Origin of the sequence: Actinokineospora bangkokensis (genome assembly GCF_001940455.1) — a bacterium.
Classification (GTDB): Bacteria; Actinomycetota; Actinomycetes; order Mycobacteriales; family Pseudonocardiaceae; genus Actinokineospora; species Actinokineospora bangkokensis.
In genome coordinates, this window is record NZ_MKQR01000028.1 from 618,517 (window position 1) to 645,089 (window position 26,573).

The following is a 26,573-nucleotide window of genomic DNA, read 5'->3' on the forward strand; positions in this document are numbered from 1 at the left end:
CACCCTACGTCCGGCTCGCTGACGCCGTCCTCAGCCGCCGTGCGACGTTCGCGCCGCCTCGTAGACCGCCACCGTCTGCTCGGCCACCGACGCCCAGGAGAACTCGCGCACCGCGCGCTCCCGGCCCGCCTCGCCCATCGCCCGCGCCCGCTCCGGGTCGGCCAGCAGCTCGTTGACCGCGTCGGCCAGCCCGCTGCGGAACTGCGGCTCCGCGTCCGGCGCGTAGTGCACCAGCAGCCCGGTGCCGCCGTCCACGACCACCTCGGGGATGCCGCCCACGTCGGAGGCCACCACCGCCGTCGAGCAGGCCATCGCCTCCAGGTTCACGATGCCCAGCGGCTCGTACACCGACGGGCAGACGAACACCGCCGCGCGGCTGAGCAGCTGCCGCACCTCCGCGGGCGCCAGCATCTTCTGGATCCAGAACACCCCCGGCCGCGCCGCCGCCAGCTCCGCGACCGCGACCCTGGTCTCCTCGGCGATCTCCGGGGTGTCCGGGGCGCCCGCGCACAGCACGACCTGCGCGCCCGCGTCGATGTGGTGGGCCGCGGCGACCAGGTGGGCCACGCCCTTCTGCCGGGTGATCCGCCCGACGAACAGCACGATCGGCCGGTCCGGGTCGATGCCGTGCGCGCGCAGCGCGTCCACCTCGGTCACCGGGCGGTAGGCGGTGGCGTCGATGCCGTTGCGCACCACGTGCACCTTGGCCGGGTCCAGCGAGGGGTAGCAGTCGAGCACGTCGGCGCGCATCCCGTCGCTGACCGCGATGATCGCGTCGGCGGCCTCGTAGGCGGTGCGCTCCACCCAGGACGACAGCCGGTAGCCGCCGCCGAGCTGCTCGGCCTTCCACGGCCTGCGCGGCTCCAGCGAGTGCGCGGTGACCACGTGCGGGACGCCGTGCAGCAGCTGCGCCAGGTGCCCGGCGTGGTTGGCGTACCAGGTGTGCGAGTGCACCAGGTCGACCGCGTCCACCGCGGCCGTCATCGACAGGTCCGCCGAGAGGGTGCGCAGCGCGGCGTTCGCACCGTCCAACCCGGGCGCCGGGTTGTGCGCCACCGCCCCCGAGCGGGGGGCGCCCATGCAGTGCACGTCGACCTCCACCAGCTCCCGCAACCGGGGCACGAGGAACTCCACGTGCACGCCCGCCCCGCCGTAGACCTCCGGCGGGTACTCCCTCGTCAGCAGTCCGATCCGCACGCGCACACGGTAGCCGCTCGCCCCCGGCCCCGAACGCACTGCGGCTGCCGGGTGAACGCCTCGGCAATCGAGGCGATCACGTGTGGCACCGCACCCCCACCGCCCGTTAGGGTCAACGCTGTGAAGGGCCAGCCGCGGGTACTCGGGATCGTGTTGGCGGGCGGTGAGGGCAAGCGGCTGTGGCCCCTGACGGCGGACCGCGCCAAACCCGCCGTGCCGTTCGCGGGCAACTACCGCCTCGTCGACTTCGTGCTGTCGAACCTGGTGAACGCCGGGTTCCACCGGCTGTGCGTGCTGACGCAGTACAAGTCGCACTCGCTGGACCGGCACATCTCGACCACCTGGCGGCTGTCGAACGTCCTGGGCCAGTACGTCACCCCGGTGCCCGCCCAGCAGCGCCTGGGCCCGCGCTGGTACACCGGCAGCGCCGACGCGATCTACCAGTCGCTCAACCTCGTGCACGACGAGGACCCCGACTACATCGCCGTCTTCGGCGCCGACCACGTCTACCGGATGGACCCGGGCCAGATGCTGGAGCGGCACATCGAGACCGGCGCGGGCGTGACCGTCGCGGGCATCCGGGTGCCGCGCGCGGAGGCCCGCGCGTTCGGCTGCATCGACTCCGACGAGACCGGCAAGATCACCCGCTTCCTGGAGAAGCCCGCCGACCCGCCCGCGGTGCCCGACGACCCCGACGTCACCTTCGCCTCGATGGGCAACTACCTGTTCTCCACCGGCGCCCTGCTCGACGCGCTGCGCGCCGACGCGGCGAACAAGGACTCCGTGCACGACATGGGCGGCGACATCATCCCCATGCTCGTGTCCACCGGCGAGGCCTACGTCTACGACTTCGCCGACAACCAGGTGCCCGGCGAGACCGAGCGCGACCGCGGCTACTGGCGCGACGTGGGGACGCTCGACGCCTACTACGACGCGCACATGGACCTGGTGTCGGTGCACCCGGTGTTCAACCTCTACAACCAGAAGTGGCCGATCCGCACCGCCACCCCGCCGCTGCCGCCCGCCAAGTTCGTCAACAGCGGCAGCGCGACGGAGTCCATCGTCGGCCCGGGCACCATCGTCTCCGGCGCCCGCGTGGTCGACTCGGTGATCAGCGCCGACGTGACCATCGAGGACGGCGCCGTCGTCGAGGGCAGCGTGCTGCTGCCGGGCGCCCGCGTGGGCAAGGGCGCCACCGTGCGCCGGGCCATCCTGGACAAGAACGTCACCGTCGCCGACGGCACCACGCTGGGGGTCGACCTGGAGGCCGACCGCGCCCGCTACACCGTCAGCTCCAGCGGCGTCGTCGTGCTCGGCAAGGGTGCCAGTACGGCGTAGGATTTCTCCCGCCACCCGCCCCCTCGTCCCCGCCCGGCATCGTTCCCGGCCTGGTGTGACGGCTGGCGGTTGGGTGGGTGGTTACTCGCGGGGCGGGGTGGTGTTGTTGGGTGCCGCTTGCCCCCCGCGTCCCCGCCCGGCATCGTTCCCGGCTTGGTGTGACGGCTGGCGGTTGGGTGGGTGGTTGCTCGGTGGGTGGGGTTGGCGTTGTTGGCTGCCACCTGCCCCTGTGCGCATCTGGCGTCGTTCCCGGCTGGTGTGCCAGGAAGGTGGTGTGCAGGAGGGTGGGGTGGGTCAGGCCTTGGCGGCTACCAGGAGGCCTTCGCCCACGGGGAGCAGGAGGGGGACTAGGCGGGGGTCTTCGCGGATGGCCTTGGCCGCCTCGCGGACGCCCAGGGTGTCCGGGTCGCGGTGGGCTGCGGAGGCGATGCGGCCCTCCCACAGGACGTCGGCGAAGGCGAGCACCCCGCCCGGGCGCAGCAGCCGCACGCCCTGCTCGTGGTACTCGGGGTACTCGGGCTTGGAGCCGTCGACGAACAGCAGGTCGTAGCCGCCGTCGGTGAGCCGGGGGAGCACGTCCAGCGCCCGGCCCATGATCAGCCGGGTGCGGCCGGGGGCGATGCCCGCGGCGGTGAAGGTGCGCTTGGCCAGCCGCTGGTGCTCGGGGTCGAGGTCGATGGAGGTCAGCACCCCGTCCGGGGCCATCCCGCGCAGCAGGTACAGCCCGGACACGCCCAGCCCCGTCCCCACCTCGACAACGGCCTTCGCGCGCAGCACACTGGTGAGGAACCGCAGGACCGCGCCGGTGCCCGGGCTGGTCGGGACCGAGCCGAGCCGCAGGGCGGTGGCGCGCGCGGCGGACAGCGAGTCGTCCTCGGGCTGGAAGCCCCCGACGAACGCGCGCAGGTCCGCCGGGTCCACGGCGGGCGATTCCGGTCCCACGGGAACGCAGGTTAGCGCCGTCGGTGGGGAATTCGGGTGAACTCGACCGGAAGGTCACCCCGGGGTCGTTTTCTCAGGCTCTCCTCAGCCGGTTCTCACCGGGGGCACATGGGGGTACCCCACAGTGGAGGCCATGGCGAGGACGGGGTCGACCCGGGAGCGGGGGAACACGATGGCACGCGCGGGCGTTGTGAAGGACGAGGACACGTCACTGGAGGTGCGCATCCCCGCCACGAAGACCCCGGGCACCGCGGCCGCGGAGCCCGCCCCGGTCCAGATCGACGACGCGGCGTGGACGCCGCCGTCGTGGGACGAGGTCGTCCGCGAGCACGGCGACCGCGTCTACCGGCTGGCCTACCGGCTCACCGGCAACGCCCACGACGCCGAGGACCTCACCCAGGAGACCTTCATCCGGGTGTTCCGGTCGCTGGCGTCGTACAAGCCGGGCACCTTCGAGGGCTGGCTGCACCGCATCACCACCAACCTGTTCCTCGACATGGCCCGGCGCCGCTCGCGGCTGCGCATGGAGGCGCTGCCCGAGGACACCGACCGCCTCGCGGGCGACGACCCCAGCCCGGAGCAGGTCTACGGCGAGACCCACCTCGACCCCGACCTGCAGGCCGCGCTGGACGAGCTGCCCCCGGAGTTCCGCGCCGCCGTCGTGCTGTGCGACGTGGAGGGGCTGTCCTACGAGGAGATCGGCGCCACCCTCGGGGTGAAGCTGGGTACCGTGCGGAGCAGGATCCACCGGGGCCGCCAGGCCCTGCGCGCGTCGCTGGAGCGGCGCCGCGCCCTCTCCCAGGAGGCACTGGCATGACGTTCGGGCTGTCCGACCAGCACCTGATGCCGGACGCCGTCGTCGCCTTCGTCGACGGCGAACTCGGCCGCACGCCGCACGACCGGGCCACCGCCCACCTCGCCCGCTGCCCCTTCTGCGCCGCCGAGGTCACCGCCCAGCGCCAAGCCCGCGCCGCGGTCCGCACCGCCCCGGCCCCCAGCATGCCCGCGGGCCTGCTCGCCGCCCTCCAGGCCATCCCCCAGGAGGTCGACCTCCCCTCGGCCCCCGACAACCTCGCGGTCACCGACGACGGCCAGCTCGTCGCCGTCCAACGCCCCGAGGCCCTCCCCACCACCCCCGACAAGGTCCCCTTCGGCGCCTCCGCCCCCCTCGGCTCCTCCCCCCGCCTGGGCCAAGGCCCCACCGTCCTGGGCCGCAAGCCCAGCCGCCGAGCAGCCCAAGGCGCAGGCGTCGTCGTCTCCGGCCTCGTCCTGGGTGCGCTGGCCCTGGTCAACACCGGCCCCAGCACCCCACCCACCCCCGCCCAACCCCAGCCCGACATCGAACCCGCGGGCTTCCTCAGCACCCCCACCCCGCCCCTGGCCGCCCAAGCCCCCACCTTCGGCCTGGTAGCCGCCAGATAAGCCCCACCCCCAGCAGAAGCCGCCTCCTGCCCTCCGGAGGCGGCTTCTCGCGTACCCCCACCTATCCCCACCCCCTCACGACGCCGAAGGCGAGCCTCGGTCCCTAAAAGCCGTCGTTTGGCCAGCCTCACGCCCACCCCGCAATCCATGGTGCCCAGCCCCACCAACCCCCCGGCACCCCCAACACCGCTCAGCTGAGCCAGTGGTCATGGGCTGTGCTCACACCTGGGCCTGACCCAGTCCTGGCCGCTCGTAGCTCGGTGGAGGCGGTGTCAAGGGTGGGCGAAGCCCATCGCGAAGCGACGCCCGCAGGGCGCCCTTGATTCCGCCTCCACCGAGTTACACACTCGCGGCCCCCGAGGACAGGCCCCCACCGAACGGGCACCAACGCGAACGGGCCCAACGCACGCCCCAAGGACAAGCCCCACACCCACTTCACCAGCCATTTGGCACTGTTCACCCTTGATGACTCAGCAGAACCTCGACCCCGACCAGCAGCGGATCGGACCCAGGCCGGTGGACCGGCCCGCGGTCGACCCGGCTGCCGCGGCCGCGTTCGGGCGGCCTGCCGGGGTGTCCGGTGCCTTCTCCCCGCACGCGCCCGCCGCGCCCGCGCTGGGGTCGCTGCCCGCCGCCCCGCCCACGCCGGAGTCGCTGGCGTCGGCGTTCGGGCGCACGCCCGCCGACAGCGGTGTGCGGTTGCAGCGCCCGCCCGCCGCGGGGCACGGCGGTGCTGAGGACCCCGAGCACGTGTGGGGCGAGGACGAAGACCCGTGGCGCGACCCGTCCGCGGGCGCGGTCATCGGCCCGCCCGCGGTGCCGAAGGACCCCGACGCCCCCGACGGCGCGGCCGGCCCGGGCGGCGTCGGCACGCAGTTGAGCCTGCCGGAGGTGCTGTTCGGCAGGCGGGTCAAGCCGCTGGCGCTGGTGCTGCTGGGCGTCATCGCGCTGGTGGTGGGCGCCGCCGGTGGCCTGGTGGGGTGGGCGGTCGCCCGCGGCGGGGACGCGCTGACCAGCGACGTCACCCTGGCCCAGGTCGAGGAGAGCGTGGAGCGCGCGCCCGGCTCGGTGGCCGACATCGCCCAGCGGGTGCGGCCCGCGGTGGTGTCGATCGAGGTGCGGGTGGACCAGGGCGGCGGGTTCGGCTCCGGGGTCATGATCGACGGGTCCGGCTACATCGTCACCAACTGGCACGTGGTCACCCTGGAGGGCCGCGCGGACGGCAGCGCCAAGATCACCGCGCTGTTCACCGACGGCACCCGGGCCGAGGCGCGGGTGGTGGGCACCGACCCGAAGACCGACCTGGCCGTGATCAAGGTCAACGTCACCAACCCGACGGTGCTCCAGTTCGGCGACTCCGACCGGTTGCAGGTGGGCGACTCGGTGATCGCGATCGGGTCCCCGCTGGGCCTGGCCGACACCGTCACCCAGGGCATCGTCTCGGCGCTGCACCGCCCGCTCACCGCGGGCGGGGAGAACGGCGAGGCGCCGATCACCTACGACGCCATCCAGACCGACGCCTCGGTCAACCAGGGCAACTCCGGCGGCCCGCTGGTCGACTCCACCGGCGCGCTGATCGGCATCAACTCCGCGATCCGCTCCAGCGAGGGCAACACCGGCTCGGTGGGCCTGGGCTTCGCGATCCCGGGCAACGACGCCAAGCGCATCGCCGAGACGATCATCCGCGACGGCGCGGTCAAGCACGCCGACCTCGGCGCCAACGCCAAGTCGGTCTCCGCCGAGACCGCCGAGGGCGCCCAGGTCGTCAACGTCACCGACGGCGGCGCCGCCGCGGCGGCGGGCATCGCCGAGGGCGACGTCATCCGCAAGGTCGGTGACCGCCAGGTCCGCAACGCCGCCGAGCTCACCGTCGCGGTCCGCCAGCACCAGCCCGGCGACACCGTGCCGGTGGTGCTGGCCAGGCAGGGCCGCGAGCTGACCGTTCAGGTCACCCTGCGCTCGGACTGACCGGCTACCCTGGGGTCGGCGGCAAACCGGAAGGTGGAGCAGCGGTGTTCGAGAGCGTCGGCTGGGCCGAGATCCTGGTCCTGGGCATCGCGGGCCTGTTCATCCTCGGCCCGGAACGCCTGCCCTCCGCCGCGGCCTGGGTCGGCCGCACCATCCGCAAGGTCCGCGAGTACGCCACCGGCGCCCGCGACCAGCTCAAGAACGAACTGGGCCCGGACTTCGAGGAGCTGCGCAAGCCCCTCCAGGACCTCCAGCAGCTGCGCAACTTCGACCCCAAGCGCATCGTCACCAGCACCCTCTTCGGCGACGACACCAACGGCAACGGCGTCAAGCCCAACGGCTACGCCGCCACCCAACCCCCCCTCCCCCCGCGCCCCGCGGACCCCCTCAAGCCCGGCGAGACCCCCAAGGTCGACCCCGACGCCACCTGAGCACCCCGCGAACGCCGAAGGGGCGGTAGGACCGACGTGGTCCCACCGCCCCTTCCGCGTTGATCGGGTCTAGCGGCCCGCGGGTGAGACGGACAGCATGCGGCCCGCCAGGCCGCGGGCGCGGATGGAGAGCTTGCCCGCGACCTCGGTGAGGACCTTGGCCGCGGGGGCGTCGGGCTGGGCGACGACCAGCGGGGTGCCCTCGTCGCCGCCTTCGCGCAGGCGCGGGTCGAGGGGGACCTGGCCCAGGAGGGGGACGGTGGAGCCCACGGAGCGGCTGAGGGAGTCGGCGACGAGCTGGCCGCCGCCGGAGCCGAAGAGCTCCATGCGGGTGCCGTCGGGCATCTCCAGCCAGGACATGTTCTCGATGACGCCCGCGACGCGCTGGCGGGTCTGCAGGGCGATGGAGCCGGCGCGCTCGGCGACCTCGGCGGCGGCCTGCTGGGGGGTGGTGACGACGAGGATCTCGGCGTTGGGGATGAGCTGGGCGACCGAGATGGCGATGTCGCCGGTGCCGGGGGGCAGGTCGAGCAGCAGCACGTCCAGGTCGCCCCAGAACACGTCGGCGAGGAACTGCTGGAGGGCGCGGTGCAGCATGGGGCCGCGCCAGACCACCGGGGTGTTGCCGGGGGTGAACATGCCGATGGAGATGACCTTCACGCCGTTGGCCTCCGGCGGCAGGATCATCTTCTCGACCTTGGTGGGCTTCTCGCGGGAGCCGACCATGCGCGGGATGGAGTGGCCGTAGATGTCGGCGTCGACGATGCCGACCTTGACCCCGCGGCGGGCCATGGCCACCGCCAGGTTCACCGTGACGCTGGACTTGCCGACCCCGCCCTTGCCGGAGGCCACGCAGTACACCCTGGTCAGCGAGCCGGGCTCGGCGAACGGGATGCGCGGCTCCTCGGTGTCGCCGCGCAGCTGCTTGCGCAGGGCGGTGCGCTGCTCGTCGTTCATCACGTCCAGCTCGACCGCCACCGACGACACCCCGGGCAGCGCCGACACCGCGGCGGTCACGTCCTTGGTGATCTTGTCGCGGAGCGGGCAGCCCGCCACGGTGAGGTAGACGGCGACGTCGACCCGCCCGTCCGGGTGCACGGTCACGTCCTTGACCATGCCCAGGTCGGTGATGGGCCGGTGGATCTCGGGGTCCTGCACACCGGCCAGTGCCGTCCGCACGGCCTCGGCGCTGGGGACATGCTCGGTGGTGGTCACCGGTCCATGCTACGGGCGGGTAGCACGTGCCCGGGGACACACCCCGCGGCCGCGGTTGGCAATGGCCGTTGTCAATGCCGGGCGTGCGCGCGCCGATGCCGCTTCGTAACATTGTCAACCCGTGCGCACCGAGAGGATGGACCCGTGACAGCTCCGGACAGGTCTGTCCGCCCCTCCCGGGCGGAGCTCGCCGCGTGGCGCGCCTTCCTGCGCGCGCACGCCAGGGTGACCAGGGTCCTGGAGGCGGAGCTGGTGGCCGAGCAGCAGCTGTCGCTGGGCGGCTACGACGTGCTGGTGCAGCTGGCCGAGGCCCCCGACCGCAAGCTGCGGATGGCCGAGCTGGCCGACGCGGTGCTGCTGTCGCGCTCCGGGGTCACCCGGCTGGTCGACCGGCTGGAGCGCGCGGGCATGGTCGCCAGGGAGCGGGTGCCCGGCGACGGCCGCGGCGTGGTCGCCACCCTCACCGACCACGGCCTCGACGTGCTGCGCACCGCCTCCCGCACGCACCTGGCGGGGGTGTCGGAGCACTTCGTGGCCCGGCTGAGCCCGGAGCAGCTGGCCTACCTCGGTGAGCTCTGCGGCAAGCTCGTCGACTGAGCCGCCCCCGGCGCCGCCCCGTCGTCCCAGCGCGGGTCCTCGCGCAGCGCCTCGGCCTTGGCCTTCTTGCGCGGCTTGAGGTCGGCGCCGAGGTCGGCGCGCAGCCGCTCCAGCTCGCCGCGCAGGTAGTCGCGGGTGGCGACCTCGCCGACGGCCAGCCGCAGCGCGGCCAGCTCGCGGGCCAGGAACTCGGTGTCGGCCTTGGTCTGCGCCGCCCGCGACCGGTCCTCCTCCAGCGACACCCGGTCCCGGTCGTCCTGCCGGTTCTGGGCCAGCAGGATCAGCGGTGCGGCATAGGCGGCCTGGGTGGAGAACGCCAGGTTCAGCAGGATGAACGGGTACGGGTCCCACCGCATGTTGACGGCGACCAGGTTCAGCACGATCCAGGTCACCACGATCAGCGTCTGCCAGAACAGGAACGTCCCGGTGCCCAGGAACCGGGCCAGGTTCTCCGAGATCCGCCCGAAGCTGTCCGGGTCGATCGACAGCCGCAGCGCGCGCGGGCGCTTGGGCTGGTCGAGCCGCCTGCGGTTGCTCGGCTCAGGCACGGGTGCCCACCTCGGTGGTCTGCGGCCGCTCCCGCCAGCCCTCGGGCAGCAGGTGGTCGAGCACGTCGTCGACGGTGATCGCGCCGAGCAGGTGGTCCTCGTCGTCGACCACCGGCGCGCAGACCAGGTTGTAGTTGGCGAAGTACCGGGTGACCTCCAGCAGCGGCGCGGTCGGCGGCAGGCTCGTCAGCTCCTTGTCCAACGCCCCCGCCACCAGCTCGAACGGCGGCTCCCGCAGCAGCTTCTGGATGTGCACGCAGCCCAGGTACCGCCCGGTCGGTGTGGCGCTGGGCGGGCGGCAGACGAACACCATGCTGGCCAGCGCGGGGGTGATGTCGGGGTTGCGCACCCGAGCCAGCGCCTCGGCGATCGTCGAGTCCGGGGTCAGCACGATCGGCTCCGGCGTCATCAGCCCACCAGCGGTGTCGGCCGAGTACCCCAGCAACCGCTTGGCCTGCGCGGACTCCTCGGGCTCCATCAGCTCCAGGAACCGCTCCTTGTCGCCCTCGGACAGCTCGGCGAGCAGGTCGGCGGCGTCGTCGGGGTCCATCGCCTCCAGCACGTCCGCCCCGCGCTCCTCGTCGAGGTGCTTGAGCAGGTCCATCTGGTCGTCCTCCGGCAGCTCGGCCAGCACGTCGGCCAACCGCTCGTCGTCGAGGGCGTCGGCCACCTCGTGCCTGCGCTTGGCGGGCAGGTCCTGCAGCGCGGTGGCCACGTCAGCGGCCCGCATCCCCTCGAAGGAGGCGACGAGCTGGTGGGCGTCCTGCGGGCTCCCGTTCAGCTCCACCACCCCGGGCGCGGTGATCTCACCCCAGTCGACCACCCGCACCGGCCCCCGCCGCACCAGCCGCCCAGCCCGCTCCCGGACGGCCACCCGGTCCACCACCCAGTCCCGGCTCCTGGTCGGCTCCATGGCGGCGTCGACCACGACGGCCTGGGCCCCGCTCCCGCGCACCTGCACCCTGGCGTCGAGCAGCTGCCCGACCACCAGCACCTCGTTGGGCCGCTGGGTGAAGTGCCGCATGTTGACCGACCCGGTGGCCAACGTGATCCCGGCGGAGTCGATGGTGGTGACCCGCAGCATGGGCACGAACACCCGCCGCCGGGTCGCCAGCTCCACGACCACCCCCAGCACCCTGGGCGGTTGGCTGTCCACCCGGAGCCCGACGACCAGGTCCCTGACCTTCCCGATCGACTCCCCGTCCGGCCCGAAGACCGGCAACCCCGTCAACTGGGCGGCGAACACCCTGCTCCTACCCGGCACCCGGCCAGGCTAGTCGGAATGCGGGGGCGCCACCGCGCGGAAGCCGCCCAGGTGGGACCGGCCTCACGAGCAGGCGCCGCGAGGGCGCCTGCTCGTGAGGCCGGTGGGGTGAGCTGCGCGGCCATCGGGTTCGCGCACTTTGCGCCCCGAGCAAGCACCACCCGCCCACGCACGCAACGAGCGCCCGCCCAGGGCGAACGCGCTCGCTCAGGCCAGGACGCGGGCGTCCGCGCGCTGGTAGAACACGCGCCGCCCGTCGCGGTGGCGGGTGACCTGGCCGGACTCGTGGAGCACGGACAGGTGGTGGCTCACGGTCGCCGCCGCGAGGCTGTGGCGGGCCGCGAGCTCCCCGGTGCTCCTGGGGGTCTCCAGGTCGTTGAGGAGGCGGGCCCTGGTCGGGCCGATCAGGCGGTCGACGCCGCGGTGGGGGCGGGGGGTGCCCAGGCTCCTGGCGGGGGCGAAGAGCACCACGTCCGTGGGGTCCTGGGACTGGACCAGCAGGTCGGGCCAGCACATCGCCGAGGGGGCGATCACCAGCTCCTGGCCCGTGCTGTCGACGTGGACCTCCGAGCCGCACCGGACGAGGACCGCCTCGCCCGTCCAGGTGGCCCTGGTGTGCAGGGAGGAGAGCAGGGCTCCGACGCCGCCGGTGGCCATCTGGACCGCGCGGTCCCGGACGTCGCCCTCCAGCATGGTGAGGTGGGCGGGCCACTGGTCGGCCATCGCCACCGCGAAGAAGCGGGCGAGGCCCGCCGCCGCCCTGGCGGGGAAGCCGTCGGTGGGGATCCACCTGCGGAGCCGGTGCATGTCGGTGAGCTGGGCCTCGACCCGCGCCTCGTCCGTGGCGCGCAGGCGCTCGAGCTGGTCGGACAGGACGTCGCGGACCGGGAGCGGGCGGGGGGTGAGCAGGTCGGGGAAGTCCCAGGCGTCCTCGGTGCCCAGGGCCGCCGCCACCGCGCGGACGTCCGGGTCGCGCAGCGCGAAGCGGGCGGCGGCACCGGGGTCGCCGAAGATCGGGTGGGCGCGACCTGCCGCGGCGAGGCGGAGCAGGCCGACGGCCTCCATCACCGGGGACACCGCCACCCGCACCCGGCTGACGGCCGCGGCGTCCAGGCGGATCGTGATCACACCCCGAGGGTAGCCCCGATTCGACCCACGTCGAATGGATTGGTGGTGGCGGCCGCACCCGGTGGGATCGGTGGTGTGCGGGGCGGCCCGGCTGGGGGTCTGGCCGCCCCGCCCTCAGACCAGCGCGGTGGCGATGGTGGGGGCCGCGGCGACGGCCGGGTCGTCGTCCTGGCCCGCGCCCCACTCCAGCACCGCGCGCACGAACGTCCACTTGCGAGCCAGCGGCCAGTCCAGGCCCGCCGCGTCGACCACGCCGCGCAACCGGTCGGCGGGGTCCGAGCCCTCCCACCGGTTCCACAGCAGGGGGATCAGGCCGAACTCCTGGTCGCCCGCCAGTGGTTTGGGGTCGATCACCAGCCACGGTTCGCGCTCGGCGCGCAGGACGTTCTCGTAGTGCAGGTCCTCGTTGACCAGTCGGTCGCCCGCCCGCGGGCCCAGCTCCACGCAGTAGGCGACGGCCTGGGCCACCAGCTCGGGCGGGGCGGGGCGGTCGGGCAGCTCGCGCACCCAGCGCCCGGCCTCGGCGCGCAGCGACCGGAGCACCGGCGGCGCCGGGCGGTCGAGGCGGCGCAGCAGTCCCGCGACCACCGCCAGCGCCTCGTCGAGGGGCTCGTCGGCCAGCGAGTGGTGCGGGTCGAGGCGCTCCAGCAGCAGCGCCCACGGCTCGGCGGCCAGCAGCCGCACCGCGCCACCACCGGCCCAGGTGGACAGGCACAGCGCCTCGTGCTCGGCCTCGGGGTGCGGCCAGGTGATCTTCAGCACCGCCGGGTCGCCCGCGCTGGTGCGCACCGGGAGCACCAGCGCGCACCAGCCGTGCAGCGGCGGCCCGTCCACCACCAACGACCAGCGCGCGAGCAGGTCGGCGGCGGTGTCGGGCAGCGCGCGCAGCCAGGCCAGCTCGTCGGCGGTGTGGAAGCGGGCCGCGAACGCGGGTGGAACGATCAAGGGCGGCGGTGTCACGGACACCACAATGGCGCAAGCCCGGGGGCCGTGGTCGACTACAAGCCCGTCGTGGTTACCGGCCGGTTAACCTCGCGACCTGAACGGAGGATCGATGCGCTCACCGAAGGACTTCTTCCGCCCGCTCGCCGTCGGCGCGCCGGAGCCGGTGCGCGAGGTGCCGTTCCGGCCGTCCCGGATGATCCACTTCTTCGACCCGAGCAACGAGAAGATGGCCGCCAAGGTCCCGGACATGGCCGCGCAGGCCGACGTGGTCCTGGGCAACCTGGAGGACGCGGTCCGGGCCGACCGCAAGGAGGCCGCGCGCGAGGGCCTGGTGCGCATCGCCAAGGCCACCGACTTCGGCGACACCCAGCTGTGGACGCGGATCAACAGCCTCGACTCGCCGTGGGTGCTCGACGACCTGATCACCCTGGTCACCGAGATCGGTGACAAGCTCGACGTGGTCATGGTGCCCAAGGTCGAGTCCGCCGCCGACATCCACTACGTCGACCGGCTGCTGGCCCAGCTGGAGGCGCGCGCCGGGGTGCGCCGCCCGCTGCTGGTGCACGCCATCCTGGAGACCGCGTCCGGGGTGGCCAACGTCGAGGAGATCGCCACCGCCAGCCCGCGCATGCAGGGCATCTCGCTGGGCCCGGCCGACCTGGCCGCCTCCCGCCGGATGAAGACCACCCGCGTCGGCGGCGGCCACCCCGGCTACCTGGTGCGCCAGGACCCGACCGGCGAGGACATCACCACCGGCCGCGCCACCTACCAGCAGGACCTGTGGCACTACACCGTGGCGCGCATGGTCGACGCCTGCGCGGGCGCGGGGATCCTGCCCTACTACGGCCCGTTCGGCGACATCGCCGACGTGGTGGCCTGCGAGGACCAGTTCCGCAACGCCTTCCTGCTCGGCTGCGTCGGCGCGTGGAGCCTGCACCCCAAGCAGATCGCCATCGCCAAGCGGGTGTTCTCCCCGGCGCCGGAGGACGTGGCGTGGGCTCGGCGGGTCATCGCGGCCATGGGCGACGGCACCGGCGCGGTGATGATCGACGGCAAGATGCAGGACGACGCCACGGTCAAGCAGTGCAAGGTCGTCGCGGAGCTGGCCGACGCGCTCTCCGCCCGCGACCCGGAGCTGGCCGCGGCCTACGAGGCCGTCACGAAGGAGGCACTGGCCTGATGAGCGAGGACTACCGCCCCCGCCGCTCGGTGCTCTACATGCCCGGCGCCAACGAGCGCGCCCTGGAGAAGGCGAAGGGCCTGGCCGCCGACGCGCTGATCCTCGACCTGGAGGACTCGGTCTCCCCGGACAAGAAGGCCGAGGGCCGCGACCGGGTCTGCGCCGCGGTGGCCTCCGGCGAGTACGGCAACCGGGAGCTGACCATCCGGGTCAACGGCCTGGACACCGAGTGGCACGCCGAGGACCTGCGCGCCGCGGGCGCCGCCGGGCCCGCCGCCGTGGTGGTGCCCAAGGTCAACTCCGCCGCCGAGGTGCACCAGGTCGAGAAGGCCCTGGAGGCCGCGGGCGCCCCCGACCACACCGCGATCTGGGCGATGGTCGAGACCCCGGTGGCCATGCTGCACGCCGAGGAGATCGCCGCCGCCTCCGAGCGGCTCACGGTGCTGGTCATGGGCACCAACGACCTGGCCAAGGAGCTGCGCGCCGAGCACGTCCCCGGCCGCGCCCCGCTGCTGGGCGGGCTGTCGCTGGCCCTGCTCGCCGCCCGCGCCACCGGCAAGGTCATCCTCGACGGCGTCTACAACGACGTGAAGGACCTCGACGGCTTCGAGGCCGAGTGCGTGCAGGGCCGCCAGTTCGGCTTCGACGGCAAGACCCTCATCCACCCCACCCAGCTGGAGGCGTGCAACCGCGTCTTCGCCCCGTCCGAGGACGAGGTCGCCCACTCCCGCGTGGTCATCGAGGCCTTCGAGGAGGCCAAGGCCCAGGGCAAGGGCGTGGTCACCGTCAACGGCCGCCTCATCGAGAACCTGCACGTCGACATCGCCCGCCGCGTCCTCGCCGTCGCCGAGGCCATCGCCGCGCGCTGACCCCGCGGTCCCGGGGAGGCCCCGCCTCCCCGGGAACCCCGGCGCCCCGGGCCCCGTCCGCGGGGCATGAGCACCCCGCAGGACCCCTGGCACGTCCTCATCGAGGAGACGACCGGCCGCGCCAACGGCGCCACCTCCGCCTGGAACTTCCGCGTCTCCACCGTCTTCCATCTCGACGGTGCCCTGCACCAGCCCGGCTCGCCTCCGAACCCGGTGCGATCAGGCGTGACACCGCTGCGTCACCGGCCCGTTACCGGCATCGCTGGTCACGGGTTGGTCACGGTGCAGGTCAGGGACGTAACGGGGGGTGAAAGGTTGCGGTGACATAACGCACATGTCACGGCAAGGGGGTTGCAGTACGGGCGTCCTGCGGGTCTCCTGGTCGGCATGGGTAGACACCGACTCCCCTCCGAGTCCCGCGTGCTGGGTGTGCTGACCGGCCGCCGCCGCCGTCGGGACGACCTGTTCGACCGCAGCTTCCGGGAGTGCCACGACTGCGGGGCGGACGTCTACGTGCTCGCCGAGGACTGCAAGGACTGCGGCGCGCCGGTGGTGCAGCTCGTCGGGTAGCCCGGCGGAACGGTTCAGCGTGAGATGGACCCCACTCCGGGGGCGCGAACGGGCGTTGACCGGTGGATACTGGCCGGTAACAACGTCACCGCAGACAGGGAGCTCGGATGGCCCGCCTCGCCCAGACCGCCGGCTTGACCGACGTGCAGAAGGAGATCCTGTCCACCGTCAAGGACTTCGTGGACAAGGAGATCATCCCGAACGCCCAGGCGCTGGAGCACGCCGACGAGTACCCCAAGGACATCGTCGAGGGCATGAAGGAGATGGGGCTCTTCGGCCTCACCATCCCGGAGGAGTACGGCGGCCTCGGTGAGTCCCTGCTGACCTACGCGCTGGTCGTGGAGCAGATCGCGCGCGGCTGGATGAGCGTGTCCGGTGTGATCAACACCCACTTCATCGTGGCGCACATGGTCAAGCAGCACGGCACCGACGCGCAGAAGCAGCACTACCTGCCGAAGATGGCCGCCGGTGAGATCCGCGGCTCCTTCTCCATGTCCGAGCCGGACCTGGGCTCCGACGTGGCCGCGATCAAGACCCGGGCCAAGAAGGACGGCGACACCTACACCATCGACGGCGCCAAGATGTGGCTGACCAACGGTGGCAGCTCGAACCTCATCGCCCTGCTGGCCAGGACCGACGAGGGCGCGGAGAAGCCGCACCAGAACCTCACCACGTTCCTGGTCGACAAGACCGAGGGCTTCGGGGAGGTCGCCCCCGGCCTCACCATCCCCGGCAAGATCGACAAGATGGGCTACAAGGGCGTCGACACCACCGAGGCGGTCTTCGACGGCTTCCGCATCGGCGCCGACAAGGTCCTCGGCGAGGCCCCGGGCAAGGGCTTCTCGTACATGATGGACGGTGTCGAGGTCGGCCGGGTCAACGTCGCCGCCCGCGCCTGCGGCATCGCGATCCGGGCGTTCGAGCTGGCCGTGGAGTACGCCCAGCAGCGCAAGACCTTCGGCAAGGCCATCGCCGACCACCAGGCCATCGCCTTCAAGCTCGCGGAGATGGCCACCAAGGTCGAGGCCGCGCACCTGATGATGGTCAACGCCGCCCGGCTCAAGGACTCCGGCGCCCGCAACGACGTCGAGGCGGGCATGGCCAAGCTCATCGCCTCGGAGTACTGCGCCGAGGTCACCCAGGAGGCCTTCCGCATCCACGGCGGCTACGGCTACTCCAAGGAGTACGAGATCGAGCGCCTGATGCGCGAGGCGCCGTTCCTGCTCATCGGCGAGGGCACCAGCGAGATCCAGAAGACGATCATCTCCCGCGGCCTGCTGCGCGAGTACAAGTCCCGCGGCTGACCCGCCCCCGGTGGTCCCGCCCCCCGCGGGACCACCGGGTCAGTCCCCGCGCCCCTCGGCGCGGCAGGACCCGCCGCCTCCCCACGACGGGTGAGCTGCGAGATCGCCCACCCGCGTCAGGAGCGCCCAACCGCGAGCGCCCACTCCGGCGCCCGAGCCGTAAGCGGCGAACCGACCGGGAAACCGCAGCTCAGGCGCTTCGCGACCGCCGTTCGTCGCCCTCAGCGCCCCACTCCTGGCCAACCAGCCTGCGCGCTCCCGCCCGATCCACCCGGCCGCGCCACCTGACGGCATGCTGAGAGGTTGGCTGTCGGGTTCGCACCGTTCATCCGGCCTTGGCAGACTGGTGGCATGACCGGTGCGTTCTCCGGCCCTGGGCGAGCGAACCAGGGTCTGCCCAAGCTGCCGACACCGCCGAGCGGGTGGCCGATCGGCTCCTACGCCACCTACCAGGAGGCCCACCGCGCGGTGGAACACCTCGCGACCAGCGAGTTCCCCGTCGAGGAGGTGACCATCGTCGGGGTGGACCTGATGCTCGTCGAGCGGGTGATCGGGCGGCTGAGCTGGCCGAAGGTGCTGGGCACCGGCGCGCTGTCCGGCGCCTGGTTCGGCCTGTTCGTCGGGCTGCTGCTCGGGCTGTTCAACCAGCAGCAGGCCTCCTTCGCCCCGATCCTGGTCGGCCTGGTCGCCGGTGTGCTGTTCGGGCTGGTGTTCGCCGCCGTCGGCTTCGCCACCACCCGCGGCCGCGGCGGGCGCGAGATCGCCAGCGCCACCCAGCTCGTCGCGGGTCGCTACGACGTGCTGGCCCAGCCGCGCAACGCCGAGCGGGGCCGCGACCTGCTGGCCAAGCTGGCCATGCGCCCGAGCGGTGGTCTCGGCTAGGCCGTTCGCCCCGCCGAATTGCGGGCCGTGATCACCGGGCTTACCTTCCAACTCACCCGGTGCGCGGACGACACACGTGGGACCGCGCACCGCGGTGAGGCACGGCGAGGTGTCGGGTCGCGCGGAGCCCATTCCGGCGTGCCCTCGTCGCGCACTGCGGAATGGAGGGCACGGGTGAACCAGAATCCCGGCCGCCGCGGACGTCGGCTCCTCGCTGCGCTGGGCGCAGCCGTGGTGTCGACCCCGCTCGTGGCGGCGTGCGGTTCGGACGGCGGGGGCACCGTCGTGAACGTCTACTACCCCAGCGAGGAGAAGTTCGAGGACGTCGTCGCCGACTGCAACCGGGCGGCGGGCGGGCGCTACACGATCGCGCTGAACACGCTGCCGCGCGAGGCCGACGGCCAGCGCGAGCAGATGGTCCGCAGGCTCGCCGCGGGCGACACCGAGATGGACATCCTCGGCCTGGACGTGACCTGGGTGGCCGAGTTCGCCGAGGCGGGCTGGATCGCGGAGTGGACCGGCCAGGACAAGTCCGATGTGGAGCGGGGCACGCTGCCCGGCCCGCTGGACACCGCGAGCTGGCAGGGCAAGCTCTACGCGGCGCCGAAGAACACCAACGTCCAGCTGCTCTGGTACCGCGATGACCTCACCCCGAAGCCGCCGACCTCCTGGTCGGAGATGCTGTCGGTGGCCGAGCAGATGCGGGACAGGGGCCAGCCGTCGAAGGTGCTGCTCACCGGCGGCCAGTACGAGGGCCTGGTGGTGCAGTTCAACACCCTCGTCGCGGGCGCGGGCGGCAAGATCCTCTCCGACGACAGCAGCCGCGCCGAAGTGGACGACGGCGCGGTCAAGGCGCTGCAGGCCCTCAAGGACCTCGCGACCTCCCCCGTGGCCAGCCCGTCGCTGTCCAACGACAAGGAGGACCCGATCCGGCTGGAGTACCAGAAGGGCAACTCGCTCTTCATGCTCAACTGGCCGTACGTGTACTCCGCGATGAAGGACGCCAACCCCGAGCTGTTCCGGCACTTCAAGTGGGCGCCCTACCCCGCGGTCGACCCGGCCAGGTCCGGCACCGCGACCATCGGCGGGTTCAACCTCGCCGTCAGCGCCTACTCCACGCACAAGCCGGAGGCCTTCGAGGCCGCCAAGTGCCTGCGCAACGCCGAGCACCAGAAGTACTCGGCGATCAACTCCGGGGTGCCGCCGACGATCGAGTCGGTCTACGCCGACCCGGAGATGGCCGAGCCGTACCCGATGCGCGACACCATCCTGCAGGAGCTGAAGAAGCCCGCCGTGCGCCCGCTGACCCCGGCGTACCAGAACGTGTCGACGCTGATCTCCACCATCCTGTCCCCGCCCGCGGATATCGACCCCCGGGCCACCGCCGAGCGCCTGCGCAAGGAGCTGCAGGACGCCCTGGACTCGAAGGGGTTGCTGCCGTGAGCCAGACGCTCGACAAGCCCGCGGCCGCCGAGCCCGGCACGCCGACCAAGAAGCGGCTCAGCGAGGGCAAGCGCGCCGAGCGCAGGCTCGGGCTGTGGCTGTGCGCGCCCGCCGCGCTGGTGATGCTCGCCGTCACCGCCTACCCGATCATCTACTCGGTGTGGCTGTCGTTGCAGCGCTACGACCTGCGCTTCCCCGACCAGCGCGAGTTCGTCGGGCTGGGCAACTACGCCACCGTGCTCACCAACTCCTACTGGTGGACCGCCTTCGGCGTCACCGCCCTGATCACCGTCATCTCCGTGGTCATCGAGCTGGTGCTGGGCATGGCGCTCGCGCTGATCATGCACCGCACGCTGGTCGCCCGCGGCCTGGTGCGCACCGTCGCGCTGATCCCCTACGGCATCGTCACCGTGGTGGCCGCGTTCTCCTGGCGCTACGCCTGGACCTCGGGCACGGGGTACCTGGCCGACCTCGTCGGCGCCGACCAGGACCTGCTCACCCAGCGGGTCCCGGCGCTGGCCATCATCATCGGCGCCGAGGTGTGGAAGACCGTGCCGTTCATGGCGCTGCTGCTCATGGCGGGCCTGGCGCTGGTGCCCGACGACCTGCTCAAGGCCGCCTCGATGGACGGCGCGACCGCCTGGCAGCGGTTCACCAAGGTCATGCTGCCGGTGATGAAGCCCGCGATCCTGGTCGCGCTGCTGTTCCGCACCCTGGACGCGTTCCGGGTGTTCGACAACATCTTCGTGCTCACCTCCGGCGCCCAGCAGACCGGCTCGGTGTCGATGCAGACCTACAACAACCTGATCAAGGGCCTGAACCTCGGGATCGGCTCCACCATGTCGGTGCTCATCTTCCTCGCGGTGGCGGCGATCGCGTTCCTGTTCATCAAGGTGTTCGGCACCGCCGCGCCGGGCAGCGACAACGGGGGGAAGCGCTGATGGCCGTCATCGGAGCCACCTCGGGCAGCGGCGCCAAGGCGCGCTGGGCACTGCTCGACGTCGTGGTGGTCGTCTACGCGCTGGTGCCGGTGCTCTGGATCGTCTCGCTGTCGCTCAAGAGCAAGGACACCATCGCCGACGGGAACTTCATCCCCCGGTCGTGGACGCTGGACAACTACGCCGAGATCTTCCGGACCACCGAGTTCCTGCGGGCGCTGGTGAACTCCATCGGCATCGCCGTGATCGCCACCGCGATCGCGGTGGTGCTGGGCACCATGGCCGCCTACGCGATCGCCCGGCTGGACTTCCCCGGCAAGCAGGTGCTCGTCGGCGTCTCGCTGCTGATCGCGATGTTCCCGCAGGTGTCGCTGATCTCGCCGCTGTTCGAGATGGAGCGCGACCTGGGCCTGTTCGACACCTGGCCGGGCCTGATCCTGCCCTACATCACCTTCGCGCTGCCGCTGGCGATCTACACCCTGTCGGCGTTCTTCCGCGAGATCCCGTGGGAGCTGGAGAAGGCGGCCAAGATGGACGGCGCCACCCCCGCGCAGGCCTTCCGCAGGGTGATCGCCCCGCTGGCCGCGCCGGGCGTGTTCACCACGGCCATCCTGGTGTTCATCTTCTGCTGGAACGACTTCCTGTTCGCGATCTCGCTGACCTCCACCGAGGCCTCGCGCACGGTGCCCGCGGCGCTGTCGTTCTTCACCGGGTCCTCGCAGTTCGAGGACCCCACCGGGACGATCTCGGCGGCCGCCGTCGTGATCACCATCCCGATCATCCTGTTCGTGTTGTTCTTCCAGCGCCGCATCGTCGCGGGGCTGACGTCGGGCGCCGTGAAGGGCTGAGCCATGGCTGAGATCGTTCTGGAAAACGTCACCAAGCGGTACCCGGACGGCGCGCTGGCGGTGTCCGACGTCGACATCGAGATCGCCGACGGGGAGTTCATCATCCTGGTCGGCCCGTCCGGCTGCGGGAAGTCGACCACGCTGAACATGATCGCGGGCCTGGAGGACATCACCTCCGGGGAGCTGCGCATCGACGGGCAGCGGGTCAACGAGCGCGCCCCCAAGGACCGCGACATCGCCATGGTGTTCCAGTCCTACGCGCTCTACCCGCACATGAGCGTCCGGGAGAACATGGCGTTCCCGCTGCGCCTGGCGAAGGTGGACAACGCCACCGTCACCAAGAAGGTGGAGGAGGCCGCGCGCATCCTCGACCTGACCCAGCACCTGGACCGCAAGCCGGGCAACCTCTCCGGCGGCCAGCGCCAGCGCGTCGCCATGGGCCGGGCGATCGTGCGCAGCCCCAAGGCGTTCCTCATGGACGAGCCGCTGTCCAACCTGGACGCCAAGCTGCGCGTGCAGATGCGCACCTCGGTCTCCAAGCTCCAGCGCAGGCTGGGCACCACCACCGTCTACGTCACCCACGACCAGACCGAGGCGATGACCCTCGGCGACCGGGTCGTGGTCATGCGCGGCGGCCTGGTGCAGCAGATCGGCTCCCCGCAGTTCCTCTACGAGCAGCCCGCCAACCTGTTCGTCGCGGGCTTCATCGGCTCCCCGTCGATGAACTTCCTGCCGGGCGCCCTGGAGGACAACCAGCTCAACACCCCGCTGGGCACCTTCCCGCTCACCGACCGCGTGCGCCACCTGGTCGAGGCGGCGGGCGCCCCCCGCGAGGTCATCATGGGCCTGCGCCCCGAGCACTTCGAGGACGCCACCCTGCTCGACGACACCGCCAAGGCAGGCGGCGGCCGCTTCACCGCCACCGTCGACGTCCTGGAGTCCATGGGCTCGGACAAGTTCGCCTACTTCACCGTCGACGGCGACACCGCCACCTCGGCAGAACTCGACGAACTCGCCGCCGACGCGGGCACCCACGACACCGGCGACGACACCGGCTCCCAGATCGTCACCCGCCTCTCCGCCGCCTCCCCCGCCAAGGAAGGAGCCCAGACCGAGGTCTGGTTCGACGCCGACAAGGTCCTCCTGTTCGACCCCAAGGACGGCCGGAACCTCACCTACTCGGACTGATCCCATCCCCGGGGCCCGGTGTCAAGGCCCTGTGGACAACTTTTTGCGCCGGTCCGCGGACTGGTCCATCCTCGTCCCCGAGCTGCCCCCCGACTCCCGGGAGGCCTCGGGGACGAGGAGTTTTCCATGCGCAACAACAGGTTCCGGGCCGTCGTCATCGCCCTGCTCGCCATCCTGACCGCCCTCGGCGGCGCCACCGTCGCCTCCGCGTCGGGCACCACCCAGGACATAGCCTGCGAACGCGGCGAGGTCTGCCTCTGGACCGACCCGGAGTTCCGCGGAACCACCTACCGCCACACCCTCACCGACACGACGGTGGGCGAGTGCGTCCACCTCCCGGTGGCGGTGGACATCCGCTCGTTCGTCAACCTCATGAGCAGGCACGTGACGGTGTACCAGAGCCGGGAGTGCGCGACGGAAGGCGAGTTCGACACCTACCCGGGCGGGGGCACGTACGTGCCAGCGGCCCCGTACGTGGTGAGGGGGTTCCAGGTCTGGGACTGACGAGCCCCCGGCGCTTGGGCAGGGTGGTCAGGGGTGGATGCGCCTGAGCGGGCGCTGGCGGCCCCGGGCGGCGCAGCCGCCCGGGGGCGAGTAGACGCCGCTTCAGTGGCGCAACCACCAGCCAACCGCCGCCCGAAGACTGCTCGTGCAGCAGCGCAACCACCCCGCTGACGCAACACGCGCTGCGTGAACTGCTCGATGTGGTGGTCTTGTTTGGTCGGGGGAGGCGATCATGTGCTACCCACGGCCGGGGGGTGGGGCCGAAGGCCTCACCTTTTCCCCACCCCGAGCACATGATCGCCGCAGGGGCCCCGACCAAACGGGACCACCACATCGAGCACGCCTTTCAAGTCGCGGTCTTTCCTCCGGGGCGGAGCCCCGGGCACCGGCCTACGGCCGGTCTCAAAGAGCGCCAGATTTGAGAGAAGAGCCCGGCTGGGTGGACTTGCTTGACCGGGGCCCCTACGGCGATCATGCGCTGTCGGGCGGGAAAAGGCGGGCTGAAAAGACGCCCGCCCGTCCGCTCTGGGTAGCACATGATCGCCTCCCCCGGACAAGCAAGTCCACCCACCCGGGCACACCGTTGGCGGGTGCGGTTGCGTGGGTGGTTGCGTTGCTGTGAAAGCCGCTTGGGGGTGCGGTTTGACGGGTGGTTGCGTTGCTGCCAAAGCCGCTTGGGTGCGGTTTGGTGGGTGGCGCGCTGCTGCGAAGGCGGCTGCTGGATGCGGTTCGGGTGAGTGGTTGGCGTCCACGACCCGCAGCGCTGCTTGCTCGCTCCGCAGCCAGCCGTCCACCTAGCCTGCGAAGCCCCTGCGGCCTGGTGCTTGTGGGCCGGGGGCGCGCAGGTTGGCCAGCACCTCATCGTTCCAGGTGTGGGACCTGATGAGGCGGTAGCGCTCGCAGATGACCCACAGGTAGGCCTCCGCCTCGGTCTCGGTGGTGATCAGGCCCGCTTGGCGGACCATGGTGACCACGGGGATGAACTCCTCCTCGTACCAGCGGCGGGCGACCGTCGGGCGGTCGAGGAAGGTGCGTTCGTCCTGCATGAGGCGGTAGCCCCAGGCCTCGACGGCCTCGGACAGCTCGGCGTAGTCCCAGCCGTCGGTGAGGTGGATGGCGGCCCTGGCCTCGCCCTCCAGGGGGACGCGGTCGAGGAAGATGCGGCGGAAGTCCTTGACGAGCAGGTCGCCGCGGTACTGGATGCCCTGGGCGGAGATGCGGGTGACGATCTCGGTGACGTAGGCGTCGATGGTGGACAGGCCGAGGGCGTGGGCGACCGAGACGCGGTGGTGGCCGTCGACGACGAAGTGCAGGTCGCCGATGCGGTAGACCTCGATCGGGGGGACGGCCTCGCCGCGGCGCTGGGCGACGGCGAGGCGTTCCCAGCGCTGGCGGGACATGCCGGAGGTGGGGCGGAAGCGGCGGTCGAAGTCGCGGGTGCGGTCGACCGAGCCGATGACCGAGTCCAGCGGGATGACCTGCAGGCCCAGCCTGCGCTCGCCGACCTTGCCGAGGGCGGAGACGACCTCGTCGAACGGGAGCATGATGTTGACGTCGTCGGGTTCGCGGCGCAGCCAGGCGCCCAGGCGGGAGAGCACCTGCCTGCGGCGCATGCGCAGGAAGTCGTTCTCCGCGTCGGCCGCGGGGAAGCCGGTGTCCTTGGCCATCCTCACACCCCCCTGCTCGGCACCGGCACGTCCAGCAGCCGGTGGCCCACGGTGTTGACCACCCGGGTGACCCCGAGGTCCCGGTCCGGCACGGGTTCGCCGTGCGGGTGGATGTGCCCGTGCACCAGCAGCGCGGGCCGCAGCACCCGCACGGCGGCGTGCAGGCAGTCGAAGCCGCGGTGCGGGGGGTCCTCGCGGTCGCCGCAGCCGCGCGGCGGGGAGTGGGTGAGCAGCACGTCCACCCCCCGGCCGTCGCGCCAGCCGCGCACCCTGGCGCGGCGGCGGACCCGGCGGGCGCGCCGGGCCATCTGGTGCTCGGTCCACTGGTTCGCCCCGCCGTTGTAGCGGATCGACCCGCCCAGGCCCGCGATCCGCAGGCCAGCCACGTCGACCACCCGGCCGTCGGCGTTGACCGCCCCGGCCGGGCCCGGGTAGCGGGCGGGCATCCCGTCGCGCAGCCACAGGCCGCCGGAGTGCACGTAGCCGGACAGGTCGGCGTCGTGGTTGCCGGGGACGAACACGCACGGCCGGTCGAGGACGTCGACCAGCCGCTCCAGGTAGTCGAAGGGGAGGTCACCCGCGGCGAGCACGAGGTCGACGCCGAGGCCGCGCAGCCTGGCGGGGTCCAGGCCCTCGACCACCTCGTCCGACACAGCGAGCACCCGGGGCACCTGCCCGAGCGTACGTCCGATCGGGTATCGATGGGCGGGCGCGGGGCGATCCGTGCGCGGAAGGGAACGGTTTGCCCCCGGTCCCCGTCCGAGCGGCTAGGTTTATCGTCGGAAACGAGCGTTTCGGGGGCGCCGAACCGGTGTCCGCGGGGTCATGGGGTCCACGGGGCACGGCGGTCCGCCAAGGCCGCCGAGGGGAGTTCGCGAGATGGCAGCAGGGCAGGCCGGGGGCGCGCGGGGCGGTGCGCCGGGGCAGACCGACCAGGCGGGCACCGGCGCGGGGACGCCCCCCGCGGGCACGGCCGAGCCGGGCGCGACCGGCCAGGGCACCGGCGGCGACCTCTACGTGACCGGCGGCACCGAGTGGGAGTCCTACTCGCTGGAGGCGCTGGTCGCGATGGTGTCCGACAAGGCCAGCGTCCCCCAGCTCGAACGGCTGGCCGACGACTGGCGCGCGGCGGGCAACGAGGTCGTCGACGCCTCCGACGTGCTCACCAGCGCCCTCGACGAGCTCATGCGGTACTGGTCCGGCGCCGCCGCCGAGCAGGCCCGCCGCGACGTCGCCCTCAACGCCCAGTGGGTCTCCGACCTCGGGGAGACCGCCTACCGGATCGGTGACCCGATCCAGGAGGCGGCGGGCGCGCTCAAGGCCGCCCAGGACGCCATGCCGCAGCTGCCCGCGACGCCGGAGGTCGTGCCGCCCGCGCAGGCCGCCGACAGCGCCGCGCTGGCCGAGCGCACCGGCGGGTCGCTGGCCGCGGCCGTCAGCGGGGTGGCCGCGGGCTCGGAGAGCGCCTTCGCCGCGGACCAGAAGTCCGCCGACCTCAAGGCGGTCGCGGTCGAGGCGATGCGCCGGTTCGAGGGCGCGGCCATGGGCATCGACGCCGCCACCCCCCAGTTCGAGCAGCGCTCGACCACCCTGCACCCGCGCACCCCCGCGGGCCCGGAGACGCTCGTCCCCACCTCCCCGCAGACGCCCACCGAGCGGTGGGAGACCCTGACCGGCGGCGGCACCGGCACCAGCGCCTCCGCCGCGACCGCGGGCCGCACCTCCGACCGCACCCCCGTCCCGACGGCCACGACCGGCGGGTACGACGGCAGCGGCTACTCCGGCGGTGGTGCGGGCTTCGCGGGCGGCGGTTTCGGGGGCGGGGGAGCGGCGCCTGTCGACGGCCCCGACGCCCCGTACTCCCGGGGGCCGGTCGGCACGCCCCCCGGCGTCGGCGTGAACGAGTCCCTCGGTGGTGTGCGCGGCGGGGGCGCGATCGGCGCGCCCGCGGCCGCGGGCGCCGGGGGTGCCCCGCACGCGGGCGCGGGCATGGGCGGCATGCCGATGGGCGGTGCCATGGGCGGCGGCCCGGCGGGTGACCAGGGCGAGCACCGCAGGCGCTACCCCTTCGGCGAGGAGGACTCGTTCCTGCTCACCGACAAGAAGGCGTCCCCGCCGGTCATCGGCGCCTGACCGGCGCTCGGACCAGCGGGCACCCGGGAGCAGAAGGCAGAGGTAGAGCAGC

Annotated in this window: 26 protein-coding genes; 17 read left to right on the forward strand and 9 right to left on the reverse strand. The window is 72.6% G+C overall.

Annotated features, from left to right (window positions below):
• Positions 1-30 precede the first annotated feature (30 nt).
• Positions 31-1,197, reverse strand: a complete 1,167-nt coding sequence (gene glgA / locus BJP25_RS29855) for a glycogen synthase (protein ID WP_075978540.1) — start codon at positions 1,195-1,197, stop codon at positions 31-33.
• A gap of 120 nt (positions 1,198-1,317) precedes the next feature.
• Here glgA and glgC point away from each other — a divergent pair, with 120 nt between their 5' ends.
• Entirely contained in the window at positions 1,318-2,535 is a 1,218-nt protein-coding gene (glgC, locus tag BJP25_RS29860) for a glucose-1-phosphate adenylyltransferase (RefSeq protein ID WP_075978316.1), read from the forward strand.
• Positions 2,536-2,829: 294 nt separating this feature from the next.
• On the opposite strand, the gene BJP25_RS29865 is transcribed toward glgC, so the two are convergent.
• A complete protein-coding gene (locus BJP25_RS29865) occupies positions 2,830-3,477 on the reverse strand; it encodes an O-methyltransferase (RefSeq protein ID WP_075978317.1) in 648 nt (215 codons plus the stop codon).
• A gap of 223 nt (positions 3,478-3,700) precedes the next feature.
• Between BJP25_RS29865 and sigE the strand changes: the two genes are divergently transcribed.
• From sigE to tatB, 4 genes are all read left to right on the forward strand, one after another.
• Positions 3,701-4,294 carry an RNA polymerase sigma factor SigE gene (sigE, locus tag BJP25_RS29870; protein ID WP_198943649.1) on the forward strand — a complete coding sequence of 198 codons (594 nt, stop codon included), beginning with the start codon at positions 3,701-3,703 and terminating at the stop codon, positions 4,292-4,294.
• Positions 4,291-4,899 carry an anti-sigma factor family protein gene (locus tag BJP25_RS29875; protein WP_075978318.1) on the forward strand — a complete coding sequence of 203 codons (609 nt, stop codon included), beginning with the start codon at positions 4,291-4,293 and terminating at the stop codon, positions 4,897-4,899. Before sigE ends, BJP25_RS29875 begins: the two co-directional genes overlap by 4 nt.
• A 465-nt stretch (positions 4,900-5,364) precedes the next feature.
• Positions 5,365-6,867 (forward strand): S1C family serine protease, encoded by a 1,503-nt coding sequence (locus BJP25_RS29880; RefSeq protein ID WP_075978319.1) that lies wholly within the window; start codon positions 5,365-5,367, stop codon positions 6,865-6,867.
• Positions 6,868-6,911: 44 nt separating this feature from the next.
• A complete protein-coding gene (gene tatB, locus BJP25_RS29885) occupies positions 6,912-7,298 on the forward strand; it encodes a Sec-independent protein translocase protein TatB (RefSeq protein WP_075978320.1) in 387 nt (128 codons plus the stop codon).
• A gap of 69 nt (positions 7,299-7,367) precedes the next feature.
• Here tatB and BJP25_RS29890 read toward each other — a convergent pair whose 3' ends face one another.
• The gene (locus tag BJP25_RS29890) at positions 7,368-8,513 is read right to left on the reverse strand and encodes an Mrp/NBP35 family ATP-binding protein (protein WP_075978321.1); all 1,146 of its coding nucleotides are present in this window, start codon (positions 8,511-8,513) and stop codon (positions 7,368-7,370) included.
• Between the two features lie 144 nt (positions 8,514-8,657).
• Here BJP25_RS29890 and BJP25_RS29895 point away from each other — a divergent pair, with 144 nt between their 5' ends.
• A complete protein-coding gene (locus BJP25_RS29895; RefSeq protein WP_075978322.1) occupies positions 8,658-9,110 on the forward strand; it encodes a MarR family winged helix-turn-helix transcriptional regulator in 453 nt (150 codons plus the stop codon).
• On the opposite strand, the gene BJP25_RS29900 is transcribed toward BJP25_RS29895, so the two are convergent.
• The 4 genes from BJP25_RS29900 to BJP25_RS29915 all read right to left on the reverse strand — a co-directional run bounded on the left by BJP25_RS29900 (position 9,074) and on the right by BJP25_RS29915 (position 12,995).
• Complete coding sequence (locus BJP25_RS29900) at positions 9,074-9,658, reverse strand: DUF1003 domain-containing protein (protein ID WP_075978323.1); 585 nt, start codon at positions 9,656-9,658, stop codon at positions 9,074-9,076. The genes BJP25_RS29895 and BJP25_RS29900 overlap by 37 nt on opposite strands.
• On the reverse strand, positions 9,651-10,922 hold the full coding sequence (locus tag BJP25_RS29905) for a magnesium transporter MgtE N-terminal domain-containing protein (protein WP_075978324.1): 1,272 nt from the start codon (positions 10,920-10,922) through the stop codon (positions 9,651-9,653). The genes BJP25_RS29900 and BJP25_RS29905 overlap by 8 nt, the downstream gene beginning before the upstream one ends.
• Positions 10,923-11,129: 207 nt before the next feature.
• Complete coding sequence (locus tag BJP25_RS29910; protein WP_075978325.1) at positions 11,130-12,050, reverse strand: ArsR/SmtB family transcription factor; 921 nt, start codon at positions 12,048-12,050, stop codon at positions 11,130-11,132.
• A gap of 114 nt (positions 12,051-12,164) precedes the next feature.
• Positions 12,165-12,995 (reverse strand): aminoglycoside phosphotransferase family protein, encoded by an 831-nt coding sequence (locus tag BJP25_RS29915; protein WP_075978326.1) that lies wholly within the window; start codon positions 12,993-12,995, stop codon positions 12,165-12,167.
• Between the two features lie 109 nt (positions 12,996-13,104).
• Between BJP25_RS29915 and BJP25_RS29920 the strand changes: the two genes are divergently transcribed.
• From BJP25_RS29920 to BJP25_RS29965, 10 genes are all read left to right on the forward strand, one after another.
• Positions 13,105-14,175 (forward strand): HpcH/HpaI aldolase/citrate lyase family protein, encoded by a 1,071-nt coding sequence (locus tag BJP25_RS29920; protein WP_075978327.1) that lies wholly within the window; start codon positions 13,105-13,107, stop codon positions 14,173-14,175.
• Entirely contained in the window at positions 14,175-15,044 is an 870-nt protein-coding gene (locus BJP25_RS29925) for an HpcH/HpaI aldolase/citrate lyase family protein (RefSeq protein WP_075978328.1), read from the forward strand. The genes BJP25_RS29920 and BJP25_RS29925 overlap by 1 nt, the downstream gene beginning before the upstream one ends.
• A 387-nt stretch (positions 15,045-15,431) precedes the next feature.
• Complete coding sequence (locus BJP25_RS33840) at positions 15,432-15,614, forward strand: hypothetical protein (protein ID WP_143219375.1); 183 nt, start codon at positions 15,432-15,434, stop codon at positions 15,612-15,614.
• Positions 15,615-15,721: 107 nt separating this feature from the next.
• A complete protein-coding gene (locus BJP25_RS29935; protein ID WP_075978330.1) occupies positions 15,722-16,918 on the forward strand; it encodes an acyl-CoA dehydrogenase family protein in 1,197 nt (398 codons plus the stop codon).
• Between the two features lie 351 nt (positions 16,919-17,269).
• Positions 17,270-17,800, forward strand: a complete 531-nt coding sequence (locus tag BJP25_RS29940; RefSeq protein ID WP_075978331.1) for a general stress protein — start codon at positions 17,270-17,272, stop codon at positions 17,798-17,800.
• A gap of 174 nt (positions 17,801-17,974) precedes the next feature.
• Complete coding sequence (locus BJP25_RS29945) at positions 17,975-19,243, forward strand: ABC transporter substrate-binding protein (RefSeq protein WP_075978332.1); 1,269 nt, start codon at positions 17,975-17,977, stop codon at positions 19,241-19,243.
• Positions 19,240-20,184, forward strand: coding sequence for a carbohydrate ABC transporter permease (locus tag BJP25_RS29950; RefSeq protein WP_075978333.1), 945 nt, complete (start codon positions 19,240-19,242; stop codon positions 20,182-20,184). Before BJP25_RS29945 ends, BJP25_RS29950 begins: the two co-directional genes overlap by 4 nt.
• On the forward strand, positions 20,184-21,029 hold the full coding sequence (locus BJP25_RS29955) for a carbohydrate ABC transporter permease (RefSeq protein ID WP_075978334.1): 846 nt from the start codon (positions 20,184-20,186) through the stop codon (positions 21,027-21,029). Before BJP25_RS29950 ends, BJP25_RS29955 begins: the two co-directional genes overlap by 1 nt.
• A 3-nt stretch (positions 21,030-21,032) precedes the next feature.
• Complete coding sequence (locus tag BJP25_RS29960; protein ID WP_075978335.1) at positions 21,033-22,217, forward strand: ABC transporter ATP-binding protein; 1,185 nt, start codon at positions 21,033-21,035, stop codon at positions 22,215-22,217.
• Positions 22,218-22,343: 126 nt separating this feature from the next.
• Positions 22,344-22,721, forward strand: coding sequence for a peptidase inhibitor family I36 protein (locus tag BJP25_RS29965; protein WP_075978336.1), 378 nt, complete (start codon positions 22,344-22,346; stop codon positions 22,719-22,721).
• Positions 22,722-23,515: 794 nt separating this feature from the next.
• On the opposite strand, the gene BJP25_RS29970 is transcribed toward BJP25_RS29965, so the two are convergent.
• Together BJP25_RS29970 and BJP25_RS29975 are read right to left on the reverse strand one after the other, a co-directional pair.
• On the reverse strand, positions 23,516-24,388 hold the full coding sequence (locus BJP25_RS29970; RefSeq protein WP_075978337.1) for a ParB N-terminal domain-containing protein: 873 nt from the start codon (positions 24,386-24,388) through the stop codon (positions 23,516-23,518).
• 2 nt (positions 24,389-24,390) lie between these two features.
• Positions 24,391-25,059, reverse strand: a complete 669-nt coding sequence (locus tag BJP25_RS29975) for a metallophosphoesterase family protein (protein WP_075978338.1) — start codon at positions 25,057-25,059, stop codon at positions 24,391-24,393.
• A 208-nt stretch (positions 25,060-25,267) separates the two neighbouring features.
• Here BJP25_RS29975 and BJP25_RS29980 point away from each other — a divergent pair, with 208 nt between their 5' ends.
• The gene (locus BJP25_RS29980; RefSeq protein WP_075978339.1) at positions 25,268-26,521 is read left to right on the forward strand and encodes a WXG100 family type VII secretion target; all 1,254 of its coding nucleotides are present in this window, start codon (positions 25,268-25,270) and stop codon (positions 26,519-26,521) included.
• Positions 26,522-26,573 lie beyond the last annotated feature (52 nt).

Bases quoted from the DNA above. Each gene is read 5' to 3' on its own strand.
- BJP25_RS33840 (WP_143219375.1), top strand. From the start codon at position 15,432: ATGGGTAGACACCGACTCCCCTCCGAGTCCCGCGTGCTGGGTGTGCTG.
- BJP25_RS29980 (WP_075978339.1), top strand. From the start codon at position 25,268: ATGGCAGCAGGGCAGGCCGGGGGCGCGCGGGGCGGTGCGCCGGGGCAG.
- BJP25_RS29955 (WP_075978334.1), top strand. From the start codon at position 20,184: ATGGCCGTCATCGGAGCCACCTCGGGCAGCGGCGCCAAGGCGCGCTGG.
- BJP25_RS29935 (WP_075978330.1), top strand. From the start codon at position 15,722: ATGGCCCGCCTCGCCCAGACCGCCGGCTTGACCGACGTGCAGAAGGAG.
- BJP25_RS29920 (WP_075978327.1), top strand. From the start codon at position 13,105: ATGCGCTCACCGAAGGACTTCTTCCGCCCGCTCGCCGTCGGCGCGCCG.
- BJP25_RS29960 (WP_075978335.1), top strand. From the start codon at position 21,033: ATGGCTGAGATCGTTCTGGAAAACGTCACCAAGCGGTACCCGGACGGC.
- BJP25_RS29875 (WP_075978318.1), top strand. From the start codon at position 4,291: ATGACGTTCGGGCTGTCCGACCAGCACCTGATGCCGGACGCCGTCGTC.
- BJP25_RS29925 (WP_075978328.1), top strand. From the start codon at position 14,175: ATGAGCGAGGACTACCGCCCCCGCCGCTCGGTGCTCTACATGCCCGGC.
- BJP25_RS29880 (WP_075978319.1), top strand. From the start codon at position 5,365: ATGACTCAGCAGAACCTCGACCCCGACCAGCAGCGGATCGGACCCAGG.
- BJP25_RS29965 (WP_075978336.1), top strand. From the start codon at position 22,344: ATGCGCAACAACAGGTTCCGGGCCGTCGTCATCGCCCTGCTCGCCATC.
- BJP25_RS29970 (WP_075978337.1), bottom strand. From the start codon at position 24,388: ATGGCCAAGGACACCGGCTTCCCCGCGGCCGACGCGGAGAACGACTTC.
- BJP25_RS29940 (WP_075978331.1), top strand. From the start codon at position 17,270: ATGACCGGTGCGTTCTCCGGCCCTGGGCGAGCGAACCAGGGTCTGCCC.